18 protein-coding genes are annotated in these 22,335 nt (G+C 66.1%); 3 read left to right on the top strand and 15 right to left on the bottom strand.

Going from position 1 to position 22,335, the window contains the following annotated elements; genetic code table 11:
- Positions 1–129: 129 nt before the first annotated feature.
- Both OKW29_RS22355 and OKW29_RS22350 read left to right on the top strand, forming a co-directional pair.
- A complete protein-coding gene (locus OKW29_RS22355; RefSeq protein ID WP_429292657.1) occupies positions 130–1,944 on the top strand; it encodes a putative bifunctional diguanylate cyclase/phosphodiesterase in 1,815 nt (604 codons plus the stop codon).
- 95 nt (positions 1,945–2,039) lie between these two features.
- The gene (locus tag OKW29_RS22350; RefSeq protein WP_429292656.1) at positions 2,040–3,497 is read left to right on the top strand and encodes an HDOD domain-containing protein; all 1,458 of its coding nucleotides are present in this window, start codon (positions 2,040–2,042) and stop codon (positions 3,495–3,497) included.
- A gap of 100 nt (positions 3,498–3,597) precedes the next feature.
- On the opposite strand, the gene OKW29_RS22345 is transcribed toward OKW29_RS22350, so the two are convergent.
- From OKW29_RS22345 to OKW29_RS22275, 15 genes are all read right to left on the bottom strand, one after another.
- Positions 3,598–4,974 (bottom strand): EAL and HDOD domain-containing protein, encoded by a 1,377-nt coding sequence (locus OKW29_RS22345; RefSeq protein ID WP_429292655.1) that lies wholly within the window; start codon positions 4,972–4,974, stop codon positions 3,598–3,600.
- 250 nt (positions 4,975–5,224) lie between these two features.
- Positions 5,225–6,019, bottom strand: coding sequence for an ABC transporter substrate-binding protein (locus tag OKW29_RS22340; RefSeq protein ID WP_429292654.1), 795 nt, complete (start codon positions 6,017–6,019; stop codon positions 5,225–5,227).
- Between the two features lie 146 nt (positions 6,020–6,165).
- Complete coding sequence (gene astE, locus OKW29_RS22335; RefSeq protein ID WP_429292653.1) at positions 6,166–7,224, bottom strand: succinylglutamate desuccinylase; 1,059 nt, start codon at positions 7,222–7,224, stop codon at positions 6,166–6,168.
- A complete protein-coding gene (gene astB, locus OKW29_RS22330; protein ID WP_090805678.1) occupies positions 7,208–8,548 on the bottom strand; it encodes an N-succinylarginine dihydrolase in 1,341 nt (446 codons plus the stop codon). Before astB ends, astE begins: the two co-directional genes overlap by 17 nt.
- Before the next feature lie 12 nt (positions 8,549–8,560).
- Entirely contained in the window at positions 8,561–10,024 is a 1,464-nt protein-coding gene (astD, locus tag OKW29_RS22325) for a succinylglutamate-semialdehyde dehydrogenase (RefSeq protein ID WP_184069990.1), read from the bottom strand.
- A 2-nt stretch (positions 10,025–10,026) separates the two neighbouring features.
- On the bottom strand, positions 10,027–11,064 hold the full coding sequence (astA, locus tag OKW29_RS22320; RefSeq protein WP_187626712.1) for an arginine N-succinyltransferase: 1,038 nt from the start codon (positions 11,062–11,064) through the stop codon (positions 10,027–10,029).
- Positions 11,061–12,113 carry an arginine/ornithine succinyltransferase subunit alpha gene (gene aruF / locus OKW29_RS22315; protein WP_429294907.1) on the bottom strand — a complete coding sequence of 351 codons (1,053 nt, stop codon included), beginning with the start codon at positions 12,111–12,113 and terminating at the stop codon, positions 11,061–11,063. Before aruF ends, astA begins: the two co-directional genes overlap by 4 nt.
- Positions 12,114–12,180: 67 nt before the next feature.
- Positions 12,181–13,416, bottom strand: coding sequence for an aspartate aminotransferase family protein (locus OKW29_RS22310; protein ID WP_429292652.1), 1,236 nt, complete (start codon positions 13,414–13,416; stop codon positions 12,181–12,183).
- Positions 13,417–13,573: 157 nt separating this feature from the next.
- Positions 13,574–14,617: a GlxA family transcriptional regulator gene (locus OKW29_RS22305; protein WP_184032924.1), complete on the bottom strand. Its 1,044-nt coding sequence runs from the start codon at positions 14,615–14,617 to the stop codon at positions 13,574–13,576.
- Positions 14,618–14,645: 28 nt separating this feature from the next.
- The gene (locus OKW29_RS22300) at positions 14,646–15,437 is read right to left on the bottom strand and encodes an ABC transporter ATP-binding protein (protein WP_184044229.1); all 792 of its coding nucleotides are present in this window, start codon (positions 15,435–15,437) and stop codon (positions 14,646–14,648) included.
- A 91-nt stretch (positions 15,438–15,528) separates the two neighbouring features.
- The gene (locus OKW29_RS22295) at positions 15,529–16,242 is read right to left on the bottom strand and encodes an ABC transporter permease (protein ID WP_184044231.1); all 714 of its coding nucleotides are present in this window, start codon (positions 16,240–16,242) and stop codon (positions 15,529–15,531) included.
- A gap of 5 nt (positions 16,243–16,247) precedes the next feature.
- Positions 16,248–16,937, bottom strand: coding sequence for an ABC transporter permease (locus OKW29_RS22290; protein ID WP_090805677.1), 690 nt, complete (start codon positions 16,935–16,937; stop codon positions 16,248–16,250).
- A 355-nt stretch (positions 16,938–17,292) separates the two neighbouring features.
- Entirely contained in the window at positions 17,293–18,246 is a 954-nt protein-coding gene (locus OKW29_RS22285) for a patatin-like phospholipase family protein (RefSeq protein WP_184069999.1), read from the bottom strand.
- A gap of 59 nt (positions 18,247–18,305) precedes the next feature.
- Positions 18,306–18,857: an outer membrane protein assembly factor BamE domain-containing protein gene (gene bamE, locus OKW29_RS22280; protein WP_090803993.1), complete on the bottom strand. Its 552-nt coding sequence runs from the start codon at positions 18,855–18,857 to the stop codon at positions 18,306–18,308.
- A gap of 546 nt (positions 18,858–19,403) precedes the next feature.
- Positions 19,404–21,005 (bottom strand): rhodanese-related sulfurtransferase, encoded by a 1,602-nt coding sequence (locus OKW29_RS22275; protein ID WP_429292651.1) that lies wholly within the window; start codon positions 21,003–21,005, stop codon positions 19,404–19,406.
- Between the two features lie 325 nt (positions 21,006–21,330).
- On the opposite strand from OKW29_RS22275, the gene OKW29_RS22270 reads away from it, so the two are divergent.
- The gene (locus OKW29_RS22270) at positions 21,331–22,326 is read left to right on the top strand and encodes an LLM class flavin-dependent oxidoreductase (RefSeq protein ID WP_090805675.1); all 996 of its coding nucleotides are present in this window, start codon (positions 21,331–21,333) and stop codon (positions 22,324–22,326) included.
- Positions 22,327–22,335 lie beyond the last annotated feature (9 nt).

Raw genomic sequence — 22,335 nt, 5'->3', positions numbered from 1 at the left:
GGGCCGCTAAAGATTTCCCCGCATGCGTCGTTATCTCGTTCTGATGGGGCGGCCTGCTATCTCCTGGCCGCCCGGAGCGGCGGACAAGCAGCCCCGCCCGCGGACGAACCGAGGTTGCCAGCGACAAACATGGAAGCGAACACGATCACCGCGCCCCGCCGGGGCTCCTTGCGCACGGTCATCGACCGGCTGCGGGCGTTCGGCCGGCGCGAGGACGACGACCAGCCGAGCAGCGCGAACCGCCCGCCCCCACTGGAACAGGTAGTCGGCGCGGTCGATCTGCTCGCGCACGTCGACGATGCGCTGCGCTTCATCTACGTGTCCGACGCGAGCCTGCGCTTCATCGGCTATCACCGCGAATACCTGAAAACCGCGACGCTGCACGATCTGGTCGCGCCCGCCGACGTACCGCGCCTCGACGCGCTGCTCAAGCTCGCGGCGGCCTCGGGCAACGTCGAGAAAGCGACGCTCGGGCTCGTCAAGTCGCTGACCTATCCGATCACGGTCGAGCTGCGGGTCGTGCGCAGCAGCCACGACGGCGTCGACGGCTACGCGATCGCCGGCTTCGACGTGTCGTCGTGGCGTGCCACCGAAGAGCGCCTGACCCAGGCGCTGCATCTGGACCGGCTGACCAGCCTGCCGAACCAGTCGGGCTTGCTGCACGCGTTGCTCGACGCGCAACAGAAGGCCGACGCGCACGGCACGCCGGTCGCGCTCTTGCTGCTCGATCTCGACGACTATCAGCGCGTGAATCGCGCACTCGGCTACGACGCCGGCGACGAGATGCTGCGCGACACGTCGCGGCGCCTGTTGAACATGACGAGCCCGAACGAAACGATCGCGCGCGTCGCCAGCGACGAGTTCGCGATCCTCGTGAAGCCTGCCGCGAGCCGTACCGACGCGGCGGCGGCCGCCGAAGCGCTGGCGCGGCGTCTGTTGACCGCGATCCAGCAGCCGTACGTGTTCAAGGGTCAGCAGGTGCACCTGTCGGCCAGCATCGGCATCGCGCTGTACCCGGACGTGCGCCACGCCAACGACACCGGCGGCCACGACACGCACCTGCTGCGCTGGGCCGACCACGCGCTGTTGCAGGCGAAGGCCGCGGGCGGCAACACGCTCGCGTTCTACGTACCCGACGACAACCCGGCCGACGCCGAGCGCCTCAAGCTCGAGGCCGACCTCTACGACGGCGTACGCAACGGCGAGTTTTCGCTACACTTCCAGCCGATCACGAGCAGCCGCACGCGGGGCGTGGTCGGTGTCGAGGCGTTGATTCGCTGGACGCATCCGGTGCATGGCCTCGTGCCGCCGTCGATGTTCATTCCGCTCGCGGAGTCGATCGGGCTCATCAACTTTCTCGGCAACTGGGTGCTGAAGGTCGCGTGCATGCAACTGATCCAGTGGGACGCGAAGGGCATTGTGCTGCAGTACGTGGCCGTCAACGTGTCGCCGCAGCAGTTTCGCGATCCGCGCTTCAAGGACTCGGTGCGCGAGGCGATCGAGCTGACCGGCATCGATCCGCGCCGCCTCGTCTTCGAGATCACCGAAAGTCTGCTGATGCACGATCCGGCGCACGCGAAAGGCTTGCTCGAAGAGCTGACCGCGATGGGCATCCGCTTCGCCGTCGACGACTTCGGCACCGGCTATTCGAGCCTCGCGTACCTGCAGCGTTTTCCGCTCGCGAAGCTGAAGATCGACCGGAGTTTCGTCGAGAATCTGCTAACCTCGCGAAACGATCAGGCAATCGTTAGCGCTGTCGTCGGCCTTGCGCAGACGCTCGACCTCGAACTGGTAGCCGAGGGCGTCGAAACGGAAGCGCAACGCGCGTTGCTCACCGAGATGGGCTGCGATCACATTCAGGGCTGGCTCGTTTGCAAGGCGCTGCCGTCCGAGGAACTCGCGCAGCGCTTCGAATCGCGCGAGCTTCAGTTGCACGGCGCGTAACGGGCGATGCAGACACGACGCCCAGGCAGCGCAACAAGCCGGCTCACGACCGGCATGGCATTCACTGGAACACGTATGGCTTTTGCGGGACTCACATGGTAAAGGCGGCAGTGCTCGACCGGCTCTGGACGCGAATGAGCGAGCGCGGCGATTTCCCTATGCTGTCGCAATCGCTGCGCACCACCATGGCGGCAGTGACCAACGACGACCTCGACTTCACCGGCCTCGTGCAAGTGGTGCTGTCGGACTTCGCGCTCACGCAGAAGGTGCTGCGGCTCGCGAACTCGGCGATGTACATGGCGTTCGGCGGCAACATCACGACCGTGTCGCGCGCGCTGATGGTGCTCGGCATGGATGCGGTCGGCCATCTGGTCGTCGGTCTGAAAATCGTCGATCACTTTCATCAAAGCGCGCCGCGCCGCATCGACGCGAAACTCGAACTGAACCGCACCCTGCTGTCGGGCTGCGTCGCGCGCAAGCTGACCGAGCGCGGCGACCTGCGCGCCGGTGAGGAAGCAGTGGTCTGCACGCTGATGCGGCAGATCGGCAAGCTGCTGGTCGTGTTCTATCTCGACGCCGAATGGGACCAGATTCGCCGCCATATCGACGGCGGCGCACTCGAAACCGATGCGTGCGTGCTCGTGCTCGGCGTGACGTTCGATGAAATCGGCGCCGAAGCCGCGGTGCGCTGGCGCCTGCCTGACACGATCCGCTCGGGCATGGGTGAGTTCGATCCGGAGGATGTGACACAACCGCGCCAGGTGCAGTGGCTGCGCGCGATCACCAATTACTCGACCGCGGTCGCCGACGTGCTCACCCAGCAGAACATGCCCGAGGGAGAGCGCGAGGCACGCATCGGCGAGCTTGCGCACGAGTACAGCAGCGCGCTGAACACCGACCCCGAGGTGCTGCTGCAGATGAGCGTCGCGCTATCGCGTGAGGATGGCGGCGACAGCGTGATGCGCGAGATCGTCGAGTTACGCGCGAATGCCGATGCGATCGCGCGCGAGGCGCTCACACCCGAAGCGCGCATCGAGATCGGGGTGAAGGATCTGCGCGGCCTGCCCGAGGACAGCCCGCTCGCACCGACGCTCGCGATGGCCGCCGAGACCGTGCTCGCGGCGCTCGGCTTCTCGCGCACCGTGGTGTACGTCAAGCACAGCAGCGGCGCGTTCAAGGCGCGTCTCGGCTTCGGGCCGAAGATCGATGCGGCGCTGCCGCGGCTCTCGTTCAGCACCGCGTTCGAACCCGACGTATTTCATCTCGCGATCGCGAACTCGGTGGGCATCTTCATCGAGAATGCGCGCGATCCGAAGATGGTCGCGCGGCTGCCCGAGTGGTTCCGGCGCTCGTTCGACGACGCGCGCGCGTTCGTGCTGCTGCCGATCGTCGACGAAACCGATCAGACGGTCGCGCTGCTCTACGGCGACTGGTCGCATACGCAGGAGGCGCGCCGCATCTCGCAGAAGGAAATGAGCGTGCTCAACGAACTGGCACGGGAGTTAGGACGTTTTTTCGGCCAGGGGCAGATGCGGGAAATGGAGACGATGTGAAGACCTGGCGTGATCGTTGATCACGCCGCTTCACTTCGATCCGTTCCGTGTTTGCCCGCAAACGATTTTATCCGGGCACCGTGCGGGGCTTTTACCCCACTCAATCCTCAATCCGCTCGAGCCCTTCCGCGCTGCGATCCGCGACGCCGGCCCATGCGCCGGCCGCGAGACCCATCTGCGCCACCTCTTCCACGGTCAACGGAGCAAGACGCTCGCATAGCGTGGCGACGCGCTCCCATGCGCCGCCTTCGAGCGCTTCGACCGCGCTCAACAGCAGACCCAGCCTGCCCTCGCGATGGAGGATCGCGGCCTGGATCGGTCGCGACAGCGTAAGGATGTTCAGCGTATTTTCGAGCGAGCCGCCGAACACCGCATCGACGAACGAAAACACACCGGTCAGGAAGGCCGCATCGGCTTCGTCGCGGCCCGCCTCGGGCATGCGCTCGATCGCGAGTTCCATGAAGCGCGCGCGCGTGGCCGCGAGTTGCAGCAGCGGATCGTCCTCCAGCGCGACCTTGCGGCCGTCTGCGTAGAGCAGCAGCTGCGTCCAGCGCGCGATGCGGTCGGTGCCAGTCGCGTTGATCGCGTCGCGCAGCGTCGTCACCTTGTGACCGACCGCGAGGCCGCTCGAATTCGCGAGCTTCATCAGATGCATGACGAGCACCGGGTTCAGCTTCAGCTCGGCTTCGAGCTGCGCGACCGTCGGGTCGCCCGCGAGCAGTTGCAGCAGATTGAGCAGCGCGTGGCGCGGCGCGCTGACGCGGCGCGTCGCCGAGCTTTGCGCGCGCGCGAAGTAATAACCCTGGAAGCGGTCGAAGCCGAGCTCGTGCATCGTTTCGAAGTCGGCCTGCGCATCGACACCTGATGCGAGCAGCAGCTTGCCAGCCGACTTCAGCACGCTCGCGAGCTTCGGCAGCAGCGCGCGCGGTGTGCGCGTGACGTCGATCTTGACGACTTCGGCGTACGGCAGCAGCTTCGCGAAAGTCTCGTTGGGCTGCGTGACGTCGTCGAGCGCGAAGCGGTAGCGGCGGCCATGCAGATACACGACACGCGCGATCAACGCGTCGTCGACTTCGAGCGATGAAGGCAGCTCGAGCATGAAGCGCTCGGCGGGCAGTCTCAGGATCGCGTCGTCGAGCAGCAGCTCGCGGCTCACGTCGACGTAGGCCGGATGGCCGGTCAGCGCGCCGCGCACGTCGCCCTGCACGAGCCCGCGCACGATCGCGCGCGCGACGCGTTGCACCGGCGTGGGCGCGCGGCCCGGCAACGCGTCGGTTTCGGGAGGGAGATTGGTATTGGCTTGCGGGGCGGTGAGGTCCGCGTCGGCGAGGGGCAGCTCGGGCGCACGCACCTTGATCTCATAGCCGCACAGCATGCCGTCCCGATTCAGAATGGGCTGCCTTGCGTAGCTGGCGGTGAGCGACGCGTCGTCGGTCGTGCCGCTGTGGCTCAGAGTCTCGATTGCGATGGTGGTCATTCCAGTCCCCCGCTCGGCGCCGCTGGCGCCTGGCCGCTATGTTCTGTTTTTCGCTGCACGTTGGCGCGTTTCAGTGACGTTGCAAGCTCCGTCGCGCGCGGCAGTGTGCGTCGCAATTTTATCGCAGCGTCATTGGGCACGAACAGGCATACGAGGCAATATCTCGAAATATTTGTTGAACGTTTGCGACATGCGTGCAGAAAACAAAACGGCCGCAACGAGCGGCCGTTTTGCACACTTCGATGCATCGCTACTTCAGCACGACTTTGACGTCGAAGTATTTGGCGGCGAGGCGGTCGATCGTGCCATCCGCCTTCAGTTCCTTCAACGCGCCGTTCAGCGCATCCTTCAGTGCCTTGTCGTTCTTGCGCACGCCGTAGCCGACACCCGCGCCGAGCAGCTTGTCGTCGCTGACGGCCGGACCGGCGAACTCGAAGCCCGCGCCCTGCGGCTTCTTCAGAAAGCCCTTCGATGCCGCTTCGGCGTCCTGGAACGACGCATCGAGACGGCCCGACGCGAGGTCCGCGTAGATCTGGTCCTGCGTCTGATAGGGCACCACGTCGACCCCGGCCGGCGCCCAGCGCGCCTTCGCATAGGTTTCCTGGATCGTGCCCTGCAGCACGCCGACGTGCTTGCCCTTCAGCGATGCGGGCGTCGGCTGCAGAGCGCTGCCCTTCTTCGCGATCATCTGGTTCGGGATCGTATAGATCGGATCGGTGAAGTCGATCGCCTGGCGACGCTGGTCGGTGATCGTCATGTCCGAGTTGATCGCGCTGAACTTGCGCGCTTCGAGCGCCGGGATCAGGCCGTCGAACGAGTTCTCGACCCACACGCATTTGGCCTTCAGCTTCGCGCACACGGCATTGCCGACGTCGATGTCGAAGCCCTGCAGCTCGCCAGCGGGCGACTTCGATTCGAACGGCGCATACGACGCCTCGACGCCGAAGCGCACTTCCTTGATCTCAGCCGCCGACGCGCTGCCTGCCGTCAACAGCGCCGTCGCGAACAGCGCGAGCGCGGCCAGGTTGGGCCAATTCTTCTTCATTACGGATGTTCCTTTACGGTGTGGACTGAAACGGAGCCGATTGTGCGCGCACAGGCGGATTACGCCGGCCGCGCTTCGGACTCGCGCGGCCGGCGTGACCCCTAGGTGCGACAGCCGCGAAGCCCGCGATTGTACATGGAACCTGTCTAGACAAGCCTGGACAGTGTGTCGGCGGTGGTGTCGACGACGAGCAGACCGGCGCGCAGGCCGGGCTTGACCGTCGGGTTCGGAAACACGATGCGCTCTTCGTCGCGCTGCACCGTGTATTGATAGTCGCCGTCGCGCGCCAGCAAGCTGCCCTTTACGAGCGGCGTGAAGTTCGGCACGTCCGGCGCGAGCAGCAGCTCGAATGCGTCGCTTTGCTTGGTCAGCTGATCGACGACGGTGAACACACGCGGCAGAGCGGCTTGCGCGTCGGCTCGCGTGCCGGCCAGCAGCGCGCGCACCGCGAGATCCGCGCCCTCGAAGCGTGTCAGGTCGTTCTCGCCGAACGGCCGCACCTTGCCGAGTTCGAGCGTGCACGCAGCAGCGCCACACGCTTGCGCGGTGAAGTGCGAATAGGTGTTGCCCTTCGTCGTGTGCAGCAGCACCGCGCTGATACGCGCGTCGCCGAGCCATTCGAACATCGCGCGCGAAAACGGCTTGCCGGTATGCGGCAACAGGGCGAAGCGCTCGAACACCGACGCGCGGATCGCCGTATGCATGTCGATATGCCAGCGCGCGCCGGGCGCGGCTGACGCGTCGGCGAAAAAGCGCGTCGCGGCCTGTTCGAGCGCGGCCGCGCGCGGCGCCTCATGACTGTGCGGCAGTTGTAGATGACGGCCGCTGAACAGCCGGTTCAGATCGTCGTCGCGATAGCGGCCGCCGTCGCGCATCGCCTCGATGTTGCCGAGAATCACGAGCAACCGGCATGCAAGCACGGCGCGCCCCTGCGCGATATCGGCGACGATGCGCGACAGCAGTTCGATCGGCGCGGTTTCGTCGCCATGCACGCCGGCCGACACGAGCACGCTACGGATGTCCGCGTGCTGCTCCGCGGGCTCGATGACGAGTACACCGTCGCCCTGCCACGTCCAGCGCACGCCGTTCGCACCCGTGCCTTGCGCTTGATGTGCGGCAGGCCGGGACCCCGCGAGCGTCCACGCGAGAAAATCGTCGAGCATCGCGCTCGGGGCCGCCATCGCGTGCTCAGCGCTGGAAGTCATACAGCGAGCCCAGAGCGAGGATTTGCGTCAGCTCGTCGAGCGCGGTGCGCGACTCGACCAGCAGCTTCGGATCGGTGAGATCGGCGGGTGCGAGACGATCGCGGTAGTGCTTTTCGATCCACGCATCGAGACGGCCGAACAGCGTGTCGTCGAGCCACACACCCGGCGCGACCGCCGCGCGTTCGGTGTCGTCGAGTACGACGCGCAGCCGCAGACATGCGGGGCCGCCGCCGTTCTTCATGCTCTCGCGCAGATCGAACACGAGCACTTCGTCGATCGGACCGCTGTGCGCAGTCAGCTCATCCAGATACGCGGCCACGCGCGGATTTTCGCGGCACTCCTGCGGCACGACCAGCACCTGCTTGCCATCGGGCCGAGTCAGCAGCTGGCTGTTGAACAGATACGACGTCACCGCATCGGCGACGCTGACCTGGGCATCGGGCACTTCGATTACGTTAAACCCTGCGTGCAGGCTCGCGAGCTTCGCGCGCAGCTCGTCGTACACCGCCTGCTGCTCGACGAACGCGAGCTGATGGCAGAACAGCGTGTTGCGATTGCCGACCGCGATCACGTCGTTATGGAACACGCCCGCGTCGATCACTTCAGGGTTCTGCTGCGCGTACACGGTCGCCGCTTCCTGCAAGCCATGACGATGCGCGACCGCGCGGCTCGCCTCGAACGTCTGGCGCGCCGGATAGCGCTTCGGTTCCGGCCCGCGACGATACTCGCTGCGGCCATACACGAAGAATTCGACACCGCGCGCCTTGTATTGCTCGCAAAAGCGCGTGTGATTCGCCGCGCCCTCGTCGCCGAGCGCGGGCGTGCCGGGCAGCGCCTCGTGCACGACGAAGCGGTCGGTGTCGCTGAACATCGCGCGCAGCGTGCGGCGTGTCGACTCATGTTCGATCGCGCGATGCAGCTTGCTGCACAGATTGGCCGGCGTGAAATGCACGCGGCCGTCGTGCGTATCCGCGGACGGGCTCACCGTCGCCGCGTTCGCGGTCCACATCGCCGAGGCCGAACTCGCCGCCGCCAGCAGTTCGGGCGCGTTGTTCGCGACGCGCGCGATCACCGAAGCATCGTCGCCGGAAAAACCGAGCTCGCGCAACAGACGCATCGACGGACGCTCCTGCGGCGGCAGCACGCCCTGATGAAAGCCGAGGTCCGCCAGCTGCTTCATCTTGCGCAGACCCTGGCGCGCGGCGGCCTTCGGATTCGCGACCGACTTCTCGTTGTTCTGCGACGCGACGTTGCCGAACGACAAGCCCGCGTAGTTGTGAGTCGGGCCGACCAGGCCGTCGAAATTGGCTTCAGTGGCTTGCAGCATCGTCGATCCTTAGAATTGAAGGCCTGGCGAGACGCTCGCGGGCATGTTCAGTTGCGCGCTCTCGACCGAGGCCATTGGGTATGCGCAGTAGTCGGCCGCATAGTACGCGCTCGGCCGATGATTGCCGGAGCGGCCCGGCCCGCCGAACGGCGCTCCTGAAGAAGCGCCATTGGTCGGCCGGTTCCAGTTGACGATGCCCGCGCGAATCGTGCGCTGGAAATGCGTCCACAGCGCTTCGTCGTCGGCGAGCAGGCCCGCCGAGAGACCGAACTCCGTATCGTTTGCCCGTTCGAGCGCGTCGTCGAAATTGCGGTAGCGGATGATCTGCGCGAGCGGACCGAAGTGCTCCTCGTCGGGCAGGTCCTTTACGTCGGTCACGTCGAGAATCGCGGGCGTGACGAAGCCGAGTTGCGGATCGCGCTGCTCCATTTTCAGCAGAGCCTTCGCGCCGCTCGCGAGCAGACGCTCCTGCGCGCCGATCAAACGCGAGGCCGCGCGCGCCGACACCACGGCGCCCATGAACGGCTGCGGCTTGGCGTTGTATTCACCGACGCCGATGCGCGCGCTCACTTCCGTCAGGCGCGCGAGGAAACGCTCGCCGAACGCATCGTCGGGCACGAAGATGCGGCGCGCGCATGTGCAGCGCTGCCCCGCCGACAGAAACGCCGATTGAATCGTGTGGTGCACGGCGGCGTCGAGGTCCGCGACCGGGCCGATCACGAGCGGATTGTTGCCGCCCATTTCGAGCGCGAGCACGATCTCCGGCCGTCCGCCGAACTGTTTGTGCAGCAATGTTCCCGTATCCGAACTACCGGTGAAGAACAGTCCGTCGATCTGCCGGTGATTCGCGAGCGCGATGCCGGTATCCTTCTCACCCTGTACGAGATTCAGCACGCCGGCAGGCAGCCCCGCGTCGCGCCAGATCTGCACGGTCAGCGCCGCGACGCCGGGCGCAAGTTCGGACGGCTTGAACACGACCGCGTTACCGGCGATCAGCGCGGGCACGATATGCCCGTTCGGCAGATGGCCCGGGAAGTTGTACGGCCCGAACACCGCCACCACGCCATGCGGACGATGCCGCAGCACCGCGGTGCCGTCGGCCATCGCCGAGCGCTTTTCGCCGGTGCGTTCGTTGTAGGACTGAATCGAGATCTCGACCTTCGCGGCCATCGAGGCCGCTTCGGTGCGCGCTTCCCACAGCGGCTTGCCGGTCTCGCGGCCGATCGCTTCGGCGAGCGCTTCCTTGCGCTCTGTCACGAGCGCGGCGAAGCGGCGCACCACCGCGCAGCGCTCGTCGAGCGTCAGCGCCGACCATGCGGCGAACGCGCGGCGCGCGCTACGTACCGCGCGATCGACGTCGTCCGCCGACGCGCTGTTGCCTTGCCACACCACCGCGCCCGTGCCGGGATTGCGCGATGCGAATACGGGTCCTGTGCCGGCGGCCCATTCGCCGTCGATGAAAAGCTCGCTCATGATCATCCCTGTTTGTGTTTCAACGGCAGCACCCGCAGCGGATCGCCCGCCTGCACGCGAAGCGCGTCGGCCTCGGCCGCGCTCAGGCGGCACACACCGTTGCGCGGCACGCCCGCCACGACGCCAACGCGAAAATCGCCGAGCGACGTATTCGATACCATCGACTTCGGCCCGTCCTGCGCGGCTTGCTCCGCTGCCTCGCCAATTTCAGCCGCCACCAGCACGCTTTCGCGCACCGTGCGCAAATCGGCGATATGGCATTCGAGCACCGGACCCGCGTCGAAAATATCGACGTGATTCTCATAGCGCAGCCCTTCGGCTTCGAGCATGCGGCGCGCGGGAATCGTGTCGTTATGCGTGAGGCCGACGCAGCGCTGCGCCTCTTCCGGCAACAGTTCGACGTACACCGGATAGCGCGGCATCAGCTCGGCGAGAAACGCCTTGCGGCCGTGCGAGCTCAGATAGTCGGCCGCGTTGAAATCGATCTGGTAAAAATGCGAGCCGACCGCGTGCCAGAACGGCGACGTGCCCTGCTCGTCGAAATGGCCGCGCAACTCCGCGCACAGACGCTGCGGAAAACGCTCGCGAAACTGCGCGAGAAACATGAAGCGCGAGCGCGACAGCAAGCCGCCGACGCCGCTCGTGCGATAACGCGGGCTCAGGAACAGCGAGCACACTTCCGCATAACCGGTGAGGTCGTGCGAGATGTTCAGCGCGTGCATGCGCGTCCAGATGCCGAGATCCTGGCTCGCGTGCACGACCGTGCTCACGCGATAGTTGTAGAACGGCTGCTGCAGACCCACCGCCGTTTCGATACCGCAGACGCCGGCCACGTCGCCGGTCGCGGTGTCTTCCATCACGAAGAAATAACCGGCCTCGTGCGGCGCGGCCTGATCTTCCATCGTGCGGCGCGCGCGCTCGACACGCGCCGCGAGCGCATCGCGATCCGGTTTGAAGGTGGTCAGGCCGGGCCCGGTTTCCTGCGCGAGCCGCATCAGCGCATCCACATCGCCTCGTTGTACTACGCGAACGACGATCATTGCGCTTCTCCCGATTGTTCATCCTGCGGCTGATGCAGCGGCACGCAGCGCACCGCATCGCCTTCCCGTACGCCGAGCGCGCCGCGCGCCGCCTGTGACAACCCGGCGCCCGACGCCTTGCCGGGCGCGAGATCGCCGAGCACGCAACGGAACTCGCCGGCGGCGCCGTTGTGCGCGATCAGGTACGTTTCGCCGTGCGTCGCAGATGCCTCGCGCACGACGCGCGTTTCGTTGTGCTTCACGCTGACACTGCGATCCACCTGCGCGGTCAGTACCGGACCCGCGTCGAAGATATCGACGTAGCGGTCGGTCTCGAAGCCTTCCTCGAGATGAATCTCGTAGGCGAGCAGCGCGTTCGCGTCCGGCTCGCCGAGCACGCGCTGCGCCGCTTCGGGCAACAGCGGCACATACACGGGATAGGTCGGCATCACTTCGGCGATGAAGGTGCGGCTGCGGCCGCCCGATTCGACTTCGATGTCGGCGAAATCGCGGCCGAAAAACTTGCGCCCCACCGCTTCCCAGAACGGCGATACACCGTTTTCGTCCGTCACGCCGAGCAGCAGCGAGAACACCTCGGGCGTGAAGCGCTTGCGATTCGCGGCGATGTACATCATCCGCGCGCGCGACATCAGTTGCGCAGCCGCGTCGCCGCGCAGCGACGGGTCGATGTAGTAGCCCGCGAGCCGGCTCTTGCCGGTCAGCTCGTGCGACATCGTCAGCGCGTGAATCTTGCGATTCACATGCAGTTCGCGCGACGCATGAATCAGCGCGTCGTTGCGAAACACGTAGAACGGGTCCGCGTAACCGGCCGCCGCGACGATGCTCGCGGTGCCCATCAGCTTGCCGGTCTCCGAGTCTTCGAGCACGAACAGATAAAACTCCTCGCCCGGAAAATCGACCTCCGCGCGAAACGAGTCTTCCGACAACGCGACCTGCGCTTCGAGCGCGCGCCGGTCGTGCGGCAGGGAATGCAGCACCGGCTGCGCGGTGCGCGCCATATGCTCGAGCGCATCGAGATCGGCAAGGCGGCCTGGACGTACGAAGAGCATCATCGTTCCTGTTGAATGTGACGCATGATCCGCTGCATCAGCGTGGGCGTGCGGGACTGCCTGAACATCAATGCGACGCCGCCTGCGCGTTCGCGCCGACGAGTTCGCCGAACGCCGTCTCGAGACGCGCGAAGCCTGCGGCCATGTCGTCGAGCGGCATGATCAGCGACGGCACGAAGCGCAGCACGTCCGGACCCGCCATCAGCATGATCACGCCGTGCTGGCCGGCCGCGGTGACGAAGTCCTTCGCGCGGCCCCGGAACGTGTCGTTCAGTTCGGCGCCGATCAGGAGACCCTTGCCGCGCACTTCGGTAAAAAGCCCGAAGCGCTCGTTCAGTTTCGCGAGATGACCCTTCAGCACTTCGCTGCGCGAGCGTACGCCTTCGAGCAGCTTCGGGTCGCTGACGAGTTCGACCACTTTTTCCGCGATCGCCGAGCCGAGCGGATTGCCGCCGTAAGTCGTGCCGTGCACGCCGACCTTGAAGTGCGCGGCGAGCTCTTGGGTGGTCAGCATCGCGCCGATCGGGAAGCCGTTGCCGAGCGCCTTCGCGGTGGTCAGGATGTCCGGCGTCACGCCGGTGTCCTGGTACGCGTAGAAGAAGCCGCTGCGGCCCACGCCGGTTTGCACTTCATCGAAAATCAGCAGCGCGTTGTGCCGGTCGCACGCTTCGCGCAGCGCCTTCAGGAACGCCGGATCGGCCGGGATCACGCCGCCCTCGCCCTGGATCGGCTCGACGATCACCGCGCAGGTCTGGGCGCCGATCGCCTTCTTCGCCGCTTCGGTGTCGTTGTACGGCAGATGCGTGATGCCGGCCGGCACCGGGCCGAAGCCTTCCGAGTACTTCGGCTGGCCACCGACGCTGACGGTGAACAGCGTGCGGCCGTGGAACGACTGCGCAAACGAAATGATTTCATCTTTCTGCGCGCCGTGACGGTCGAACGCGACGCGGCGCGCGAGCTTCAGCGCGGCCTCGTTCGCCTCGGCGCCCGAATTCGCAAAGAACGCGCGGTCGGCGAACGTGAGGCTTTCGAGGCGCTTCGCGAGGCGCAGCACCGGCTCGTTCGTGTAGCCATTGCCGATGTGCCACAGCTTGCTGCCCTGCTCATGCAGTACCTTCAGCAGCTCCGGATGCGCATGACCGAGCGCGGTGACGGCGATGCCGCCGGCGAAGTCGATATAGTCGCGGCCTTGCGTGTCCCACACGCGCGAGCCGAGACCGCGATCCGGTACGAAGGCGGCGGGGGCAAACACCGGCACCATGACTTCGTCGAAGGTCTGGCGTGTCACAGTCAGGTCGTTCATGGCAATTCCTTTTACGGGTGACAGGTAATACAGCTAGTGTAGGAAACCGCGCGCGGCACGTCTTGCGCATACGCGACGCATTCTATGAGGTTCCGCGCGTCGCGGCTGTCGAGCTTTGCGCTGAACTTGCCGCGGTTTCGCTTTCAGATGGCTTGCGTCAATCGAGCTCGGGCCGCTCGATCAGCGCGGCCGGCCGCGGCTCGCTCGCGCCGCCGTGCGCGCCGGTCTGGCGGTCGATCCAGTTGCGGCGATCCTCGCGCGGCGTGACGCCGAAGCGCTCCCGATACGCATTCGAAAAGTGCGCCGCCGACGAAAACCCGCATGCGAGGCTGATCTGCACGACGGATTTGCTGGTGCGCTGCAATTGCGTGCGCGCCTTCGACAGCCGCAGCCCCAGATAGTATTTGGACGGCATCGAGCCGAGATACTGGCGAAACAGGCGCTCGAGCTGCCGCCGCGAGACGCCGACGAGGCCGGCGATTTCATCGGTGGTCAGCGGGTCCTCGATATTGGCTTCCATCAGCAGCAGCGCGTCGTTCAGGCGCGGGTGGCGCTCGCCCGGCGCGGTCACGAACGGAATGCGCTGACGCTCCTCGCCCGCGCGCAGCACGCCTACGCCCAGCGTATCGGCGATGCGCTCCGCGAGTTCGGGCCCGTGCTCGCGGCCGATCATCGCGAGCATGAAGTCGACGGTCGCCTGGCCGCCCGCGCAGGTCGCGCGATCGCGATCGATTTCGAAGATCTGCTGCGTGACGATCGAGCGTTCGAACTGTTCAGAGAACTGCTGATAGGTTTCCCAGTTCACGCTGACGCGATAGCCGGACAGTTGCCCCGCCATCGCGAGCCACCACACGCCGTGGTGGATACCGGTGACGAGCGGCGTGCGCTGACCGACGCGCGCGAGGCTCGCGAGAAACAGCCGGTAGTCGGCGAACTGCTGGAACCGCTCGCTGACGATGATCAGCCAGTCACACGCGATCGCGTCGCCGAACGCGGCATCGGCCGGCCATTGCGCGCCGCCCGCGAGCGGCACCGCGCGGCCGTCCCACGAACATACCTGCACGCGATACAGCGCGCGGCCGTCGATTTCATTGGCGAGACTGAGCGCGTCGACGATCGGCCCGACGCCCGACATCGACACGGGCGGCAGGGCCACGATCGCGACCTGGGTCGTGCGAGCCGGGGTGGACGTGCGGGCCATCGGGTGTCCGTGAAAAGCGAGCCGCGCGTTACTTCAGGCTGCCGGACAGGAACTGCTTCAGGCGCTCGCTGCGCGGCGCGCTCAGCACCTCGGCGGGATTGCCCTCCTCCTCGGTGCGGCCCTGGTGCAGGAACATCACATGGTTCGACACATTGCGCGCGAAGCCCATTTCGTGCGTGACGACGATCATCGTGCGGCCTTCCTCGGCGAGCTTCTGCATCACCTTCAGCACTTCGCCGACGAGTTCGGGGTCGAGCGCGGAGGTCGGCTCGTCGAACAGCATCACATCCGGGTCCATCGCGAGCGCGCGCGCGATCGCGACACGCTGCTGCTGGCCGCCCGACAGATGCGACGGATACTGCTTCTCGAGACGCGGCGCGAGCCCGACCTTCTCCAGATACTCGCGCGCCCGGTCCTCGGCCTCCTTGCGCTTCAGACCGAGCACATGAATCGGCGCTTCGATCACGTTCTCGAGCACGTTCATGTGCGCCCACAGGTTGAAGTGCTGGAACACCATCGCGAGCTTCGTGCGGATGCGCTGCAGCTGCTTGTGATCGGCAACTTCGAGATTGCCGGCGCGATCGGTCTTCGTCTTGACCGCTTCGCCGTCGACGATGATCTGCCCGGCGTTCGGCCGCTCGAGAAAATTGATGCAACGCAGGAAAGTGCTCTTGCCCGAGCCGCTCGCGCCGATGATGCTGATCACGTCGCCCTTGTTCGCGTTGAGCGACACGCCCTTGAGCACTTCGTTGTCGCCGTAGCGCTTGTGGATGTCCTGTACGGCGAGCTTGCAAGCTTCGGTTTGAGTGGTATGGAGCAAGATGCTCTCCCAGTGAGAATACGGATCGGTCTGGTGCGGACGCCGCCCTGCCGAAGCTCGAGGCGCCCGATGCTATGTCGTCAACGCGCGCTCAGTGCGTGCGCACCGCGAGATGCGCGAGCCAGCGACGCTCGGCGCGCCGGAACAGCGCAACCAGCGCGAACGACACCACGAGATAAATCAGCGCCGCGAGCCCGAACGCGTTGAACGACTGGTAGGTCGCCGAGTTCGCGTCGCGCGCGACCTTCAGGATGTCGGGCACCGTGGCCGTGAACGCGACCGTCGTCGCGTGCAGCATCAGGATCACTTCGTTACTGTACAACGGCAACGCGCGGCGCAGCGCGGACGGTATCACAATGCGCCGGTACATCGTGAACGCGCTCATGCCGTAGGCACGCGCCGCCTCGACTTCTCCGTGCGAGGTCGAGCGGATGGCGCCCGCGAAAATCTCGGTCGTGTACGCGCAGGTGTTCAAGGCGAACGCGAGGATCGCACAGTGAAAGCCGCTGCGAAAGAACGCGTCGAGCAGACTGTGCGAACGCACGAACGCGAGACTGTACACGCCGGTGTAGATCAACAGCAGCTGGACGTAGAGCGGCGTGCCACGAAATACGTAGGTGTACAGACGTACCGGCGTCGACAGCCAGCGCTTCTTCGACACGCGCGCAACCGCGAGCGGCACGGCGCACACGAAGCCGATCGCGATCGACGCGACCAGCAACCACAGCGTGACCGCGAGACCCGACAGGCGTTGCCCGTCCCAGAACAGATACGCCTTCCAGAATTGATTGAGGATGTCGATCATGACGCTCAGAGCTCCGCGTGTCGCACGCCGATCGAATAGCGGCGGTTCAGCCAGATCAGCACGAGGTTCGATACGGTGGTGATCGCCAGATAGATCAGCGCGGCGACGAGGATGAAGAAGAACATGTTGAAGGTACTCTTGCCCGCGTCCTGCGCGGCCTTGACGACGTCGGCGAGACCGATGATCGACACGAGCGCGGTGGCCTTCACGAGCACCTGCCAGTTGTTGCCGATGCCGGGTAGCGCGAAGCGCATCATCTGCGGGAACAGGATGCGCGTGAACACGCGCACGCCGCTCATGCCGTACGCGCTGCCCGCTTCGAGCTGGCCGCGCGGCACCGCGAGAAAGGCGCCGCGAAAAGTCTCGGTGAAATACGCGCCGTAGATGAAACCGAGCGTCAGCACGCCGGCCACGAACGGATCGATGTCGATCTGCTCGATGCTGAACATGTCGGTCAGATCATTGAGCCAGATCTGGATGCTGTAGAACAGCAGCAGCATCAGCACTAGGTCGGGCACCGAGCGGATCAGCGTCGTGTAGCCGGTCGCGATGACCCGCAAGGGCCGGTTGAACGAGAGTTTCGCCGCCGCGCCCGCGAGGCCGAGCAACACAGCGGCCGCCAGCGACAGAACGGACAACTCGATCGTCTGGAGCGTGCCGGCGAGCAGCACGGGACCAAAGCCGTATAGGAACACGCGTGTCTCCATCCAGGTTCGTAGAATTGGCGCGGATGGCGGCGGCTTCATGGGCTGCTCGCTGCTCCGGCATGGCGCGGAGTCTCGCAAGCTGAAATCAATTTCTCAAATACCGGGCGGGGGGTTTGCTGCGACGCAACATGGCACTTCGACGCACGAGGGAACGCTCGTAGCGCTTGGTTTCACAGGGGTTATCGTCTTGTCGCACGCGCGGCGCGCGCCTGGCCGTGCGGCGATTTCGCAAGTTTTGGGTCGCTTTTTCGATAGGCCGCGCCGACGGCGGTGGCACCGCCCAAACGCGTCGCGCTGTTGCATCAGCGCGTCCACGCCGGCTCCGACGCCTGACAGCTCGCGCTCAGTCGAGCCCGAGCCGCGCGCGAATCGCCGGCAGCATCTGCTCGACCGCCTCGCGCCCTTCCTCGATGGCTGGCGCCGCGCGATGAAAATCGAAGATGCCCATGCCGCCGAGACGCGGCTGGATCAGGATATCGGCCGGTTCGCCAGCGAGCCGGCTGCGCGTGATGCGCACTTGCATGATGTCGATGCTTTGCGCGATCGAGCTCAGCATCGACGGCACCTGCGCGCTTGGCTTCGGCGGCACGCGCACGTCGTCGGTGGCGCTCGCCTCGGCTGGCGCGAGCCAGCGCGGCCACGGCTTGCCGTTGCGGCGCAGCGCGACGGGCGGCGGCGCGGTGGGATCGAGCGCGGGCGTTTCGATGACCGCGCCGCCGAAGTCGCGGCCGTTCAGGATGTCGTTGTTCAGATCGATCGCGATCACGCAGTCCGCGCGCATGCCACGCGCGACCGACACCGGCACCGGATTGCTGAGCCCGCCGTCGACGAGCCACACGCCGTTGTGCCATACCGGCGTGAAGATGCCCGGAATCGCAATCGACGCGCGCACCGAGTCGATCGTGCTGCCGTCCTGCAGCCAGATTTCGCGGCCCGTGTCGAGTTCGGTCGCGACCGCCGCGAACGGCATGTGCAGTTGCGCAATCGAGCGGCCGGCGAATTTGTCGGCGAATAGCTGGATCACCTTGCGCCCGCCAAGCAGGCCGCCCGAGATGCGCAGATCGAGCAGCCGCACCACGGTCTGCCACGTGAGACGCGACACCCACTCCTCGAGCCAGTCGAGATCGCCGTTCGCATAAACCGCGCCGACCAGCGCGCCGATCGACGTGCCGCACACGACGTCGGGCCTGATGCCCGCGTCTTGCAGCGCGCGAATCGCGCCGATATGCGCCCAGCCGCGCGCGGCGCCGCCCCCCAACACCAGCCCGATCCGGCTGTATCGACGTCGACGTATCATGCCTGCCCCGCTTTTTCGGCCCGCTTATCCGGCCGTCTTCTGATCGACATTGCCCCCGCCTATCGCCCGCGGATCACGTCCGAGCGTGACGTGGTGTACACCCTCTGGTTCCGGTCGAAGTGAACGTTGAAGATGCCTTCTTCGGTCACGCCGCCCTCGCGCCATTTCCAGCTCCACACGGTTTCCGGCTTCAGCGGAAACACCGCCACCTGTCCAGGCTTGCCAAGCAAGCGCCGCACCTCGTCCTCGGTCATGCCCGAGCGAACCTGCGCGAAGTTGTCCGCGGTCAGCACCTGCGTGATCGCCTGCAGCTTGCCGTCGCGATCGATGTCGACCATGTAGGTGTTCAGGCCTTGCGGGCCGCGCGGATATTCGAAGCGCTTCGAGCCGTCGGTGAAGGTGCGCGTGGTCTCGGGCTTGCCCATCTGCGCGAGGATTTGCGCTTCGGTCGTGACGCCCGGCGTCATGTTCTTGAGCAGCAACGCGTCCGGTTTGACGGCATTGAAAAAGTCCTTGAGTTTTTGCACGGCTTGATCGCTCTGCTGTTGGTCGCAGCCGGTCAGCGCAAAGCACGCTATCAGTAGCGTGACGCCCAGCGGTTTGAGGCTCACTTCGGTTCCTGTCCGGATGTGTGGGATCTGTCGTCGCGGCGCCTGGCCGGTCTGTAGTGTGTACTACAAGGATAACCGCGCACGGAGAAAACCGCGAGCAACGCGGGCGCGACGGGTGCGGCTACGCACGCAACGTGTTGCGCGCAGCACTAATGGATCGGCTGAGGTCCGTCGAGATGGGCACGCCAGAAGCAAAAAGGCGACGCTGTGTACAGCGTCGCCATGTCGGTCGATAGGATCAACCGGAAGTGACGGCGGCTCATTAGCCGCCTTGCGCGAGGCACCGCGGACGACGCGCAGCGGTCTGCTCCAGACGAAGCGATGAGCAACCTTGGCTACTCACCTTGCGCCATCGCCGAATGACAAACCGCTGCCTTTTATGGCCGCCCTGGTCCCTCGAAAAGCCTTCCAGATGCTGCTAATCTAAACGCATCGGAGGGTTTCGACGAGAGCGCGTTTACACCGAATCGGCAGAAGATTCGCGCGGCGCAAGAGGGGTGCCGGATGGCCGGCCGCCGGCTCGCCGGCCCCCGGATGGCCGGCCCATCAAATCACACGAAAGCCGTGCGTGCCGTCGCGCGCGAGTTGCGCGACGAGCCCATGCTCCCACTCCAGATACGCGCTCATCGCTTCGAGCGCGTTCTCGGTGCCCTCATACGGCCGCTGATAACGATCGATCCGCGGCGACGCCATCCGCGTGCCGCCCGACTCCACGGGCAAGCCCGCGTCGATCCACGCGATCGTGCCGCCGCGCAGCACCTGCACCGGCCGCCCGGTCGCCGCGGCGAGCTCCGGCGCGACGAAGCGCGCGAGCACGTCGCTGCCGCACGTGAGCACGTAGCGCTTCGCGTCGGGCAGTGTGCGCAGCGCGTCGGCGAGCTGACTGCGGATCACGAACCACGCGCCCGGAATATGCCGCCTCAGATAGTGCGTGCTGCTCGTGAAGTCGAGCACGACCGTTCCCGTCGACTGCAGCAGCGCGGCGAGCTCGGCCGGCGCGATGTCGTCGACGTCGGGCGGCGTGACCGCGTTGCGCGCCAACGGCGCCATGCCCTTCTCGGCGAAATCGGCCGCCGTCAGGCCATCGACCACGTACGCCTCTATGTTCATCTGCGCGAGCCACGATGCGGTCATGTTCGCGCGCACACCGTCGCTGTCCGCGAGGATCACGCGTGCGCCGCGCACCGTCACGAACAGGTCGGTTTCCTGCACGAGCTGGCCGCCCGGCGCGCTGCGAAAACCGGGCACGTGGCCCGCCTCGTATTCCTCGGGGTTGCGCACGTCGAAGCGATAGACGGTACGCATCGCTTCGTCGGCCCAGCGGCGCGCTTCGTCGCGCGACGTGCGGCGCACGCGCGCCCGGTCGGCAAGCGCGCGCGCGCCGTCTGCCGCGGCGAGACGGGAAGCGTCGTCGACCGCGCCTTCGACACGCCGAGCGCTGCCATGCGCGAGCGGTTGACCGGCGAGCGTCCAGCCCATCGTGCCGTTGCGCAGCGCGGCCACCGGATTCGGCACGCCCGCGTTGATCAGCGACTGCGCGCCGATGATGCTGCGCGTGCGCCCCGCGCAATTGACGATGATGCGCGTGGCCGGATCCGGCGCGAGCTGCCGCGCGCGCAGCACCAGCTCCGCACCCGGCACGCTGATGCTGCCGGGAATGTTCATGATCTGAAACTCGTCGAAGCGGCGCGCGTCGAGCACCACGACATCGGCCTCGCGATCGAGCAGCGCCTGCACCTGCTGCGCGGACAGCGACGGCGTATGACGCACGCTTTCGACCAGTTCGCCGAACGCCTTGCTCGGCACGTTGACATCCTTGAACAACTCGCCGCCCGCTTCGCGCCAGCCTTGCAGGCCGCCTTCCAGCAAGGCGACGTTGGTATAGCCGAGTTCGGCGAAGCGCTCGGCCGCACGCCTCGCGAGGCCTTCGCCGGCATCGAACACGACGATCGGCACGGCCGGGCGAGGCAGCCGCAGGGGCGCGTCGAGTTCGAGCCGCGACAGCGGCAGATTGGCGGCGAACAACGGATGACTGCGCGCGTGCGGATCTTCCTCACGCACGTCGACAAGCGCGATCTCCTCGCGGTCGAGCAATGCATGGGACACGTCTTGGAATGACCGGGTACGAAACTCTTTGACGACATTCATGGGATCGGGAACTCCTTCGCTACATTCCGGATGTCCGGCAACGGGTCGCGTCACCGCACCGATACTTAACCGTACACTCGAATTCCGATCGGCGCACGGTCACTCGCTGGATTGCTGATTCGGGCGCACTGCGAATGCGAAGCACCGCCGCACGAACACGCTACGCATGCGCAATTTCCGCGCCATGGGTCGCGCCTCAGCGCACCTCATCGGTCCTGCCGACCCTTCCGTCGACAGGGGCATCGCCGCGCCGCCAGCAGAAAAGGCGCCGCTTTGCCACAATGCCCCATCGCGCGAAAGCGCCGCCCATCGCAATCAACAGACAATGATCCCCTTCTCGGTTCTCGATCTTTCGCCGGTCACCGCGGGTGCCACGCCGGCTGACGCGTTCAGGAACACACTGTCACTCGCGCAGCACGCGGAAAAGCTGAACTACAAGCGTTACTGGCTCGCCGAGCATCACAACATGACCGGTATCGCGAGCGCGGCGACCTCGGTCGTGATCGGCTACGTGGCCGGCGGCACGAAGACGATTCGCGTCGGCTCCGGCGGCATCATGCTGCCGAACCATGCGCCGCTCGTGATCGCCGAGCAGTTCGGCACGCTCGCGTCGCTGTATCCGGGGCGGATCGATCTCGGCCTCGGCCGCGCGCCCGGCACCGATCAGACCACCGCTCGCGCGCTGCGCCGCGATCTCCAGGCGAGCGCCGAAACCTTCCCCGACGACGTCGTCGAATTGCAACGGTATTTCGCCGAGCCGGTCGCGGGCCAGCGCATTCGCGCGGTGCCGGGCGCGGGCCTGAACGTGCCGCTGTGGCTGCTCGGTTCGTCGCTGTACAGCGCGCAACTGGCCGCGGCGCTCGGGCTGCCGTTCGCGTTCGCGTCGCACTTCGCGCCCGATTACATGATGACCGCGTTGCAGGTGTATCGCACGCAGTTCCGGCCGTCCGCGACGCTGGCGAAGCCCTATGCGATGGTCGGCGTCAATCTGTTCGCCGCCGACACGAACGACGAAGCCGCACGGCTGTTCACGTCGCTGCAGCAGCAGTTCATCAATCTGCGGCGCGGCACGCCGGGACAATTGCAGCCGCCGGTCGAGCGGCTCGACGCGTCGGAGATGGAGTTGAACAACGTCGCGCGTGCGCTCGCCTGCACGGTGCTCGGCGATCGCGACGCAATCCGCGAAGGTCTGCAATCGATCATCGAGCAGACCGGCGCGAACGAGTTGATGCTGACCGCGCAGATTTACGATCACGCCGCGCGGCTGCGCTCGTTCGAGATCGGCGCCGAGGTTCGCGATGAAATGATGGCGGCCAGATAAGCGGTTCGC

The sequence above is a fragment of the Paraburkholderia sp. CI3 genome (assembly GCF_050436505.1).
GTDB lineage: Bacteria > Pseudomonadota > Gammaproteobacteria > Burkholderiales > Burkholderiaceae > Paraburkholderia > Paraburkholderia tuberum.
The sequence above is the reverse complement of the archived record's forward strand: the minus strand, read 5'-3'. Positions and strand labels throughout refer to the sequence as shown.

Excerpts from the sequence above, each read along its gene's own strand:
- OKW29_RS22355 (WP_429292657.1), top strand. The coding sequence starts at position 130 with ATGGAAGCGAACACGATCACCGCGCCCCGCCGGGGCTCCTTGCGCACG.
- OKW29_RS22350 (WP_429292656.1), top strand. The coding sequence starts at position 2,040 with ATGGTAAAGGCGGCAGTGCTCGACCGGCTCTGGACGCGAATGAGCGAG.
- OKW29_RS22345 (WP_429292655.1), bottom strand. The coding sequence starts at position 4,974 with ATGACCACCATCGCAATCGAGACTCTGAGCCACAGCGGCACGACCGAC.
- OKW29_RS22340 (WP_429292654.1), bottom strand. The coding sequence starts at position 6,019 with ATGAAGAAGAATTGGCCCAACCTGGCCGCGCTCGCGCTGTTCGCGACG.
- astE (WP_429292653.1), bottom strand. The coding sequence starts at position 7,224 with ATGACTTCCAGCGCTGAGCACGCGATGGCGGCCCCGAGCGCGATGCTC.
- astD (WP_184069990.1), bottom strand. The coding sequence starts at position 10,024 with ATGAGCGAGCTTTTCATCGACGGCGAATGGGCCGCCGGCACAGGACCC.
- astA (WP_187626712.1), bottom strand. The coding sequence starts at position 11,064 with ATGATCGTCGTTCGCGTAGTACAACGAGGCGATGTGGATGCGCTGATG.
- aruF (WP_429294907.1), bottom strand. The coding sequence starts at position 12,113 with ATGCTCTTCGTACGTCCAGGCCGCCTTGCCGATCTCGATGCGCTCGAG.
- OKW29_RS22310 (WP_429292652.1), bottom strand. The coding sequence starts at position 13,416 with ATGAACGACCTGACTGTGACACGCCAGACCTTCGACGAAGTCATGGTG.
- OKW29_RS22305 (WP_184032924.1), bottom strand. The coding sequence starts at position 14,617 with ATGGCCCGCACGTCCACCCCGGCTCGCACGACCCAGGTCGCGATCGTG.
- OKW29_RS22295 (WP_184044231.1), bottom strand. The coding sequence starts at position 16,242 with ATGATCGACATCCTCAATCAATTCTGGAAGGCGTATCTGTTCTGGGAC.
- OKW29_RS22285 (WP_184069999.1), bottom strand. The coding sequence starts at position 18,246 with ATGATACGTCGACGTCGATACAGCCGGATCGGGCTGGTGTTGGGGGGC.
- OKW29_RS22275 (WP_429292651.1), bottom strand. The coding sequence starts at position 21,005 with ATGAATGTCGTCAAAGAGTTTCGTACCCGGTCATTCCAAGACGTGTCC.
- OKW29_RS22270 (WP_090805675.1), top strand. The coding sequence starts at position 21,331 with ATGATCCCCTTCTCGGTTCTCGATCTTTCGCCGGTCACCGCGGGTGCC.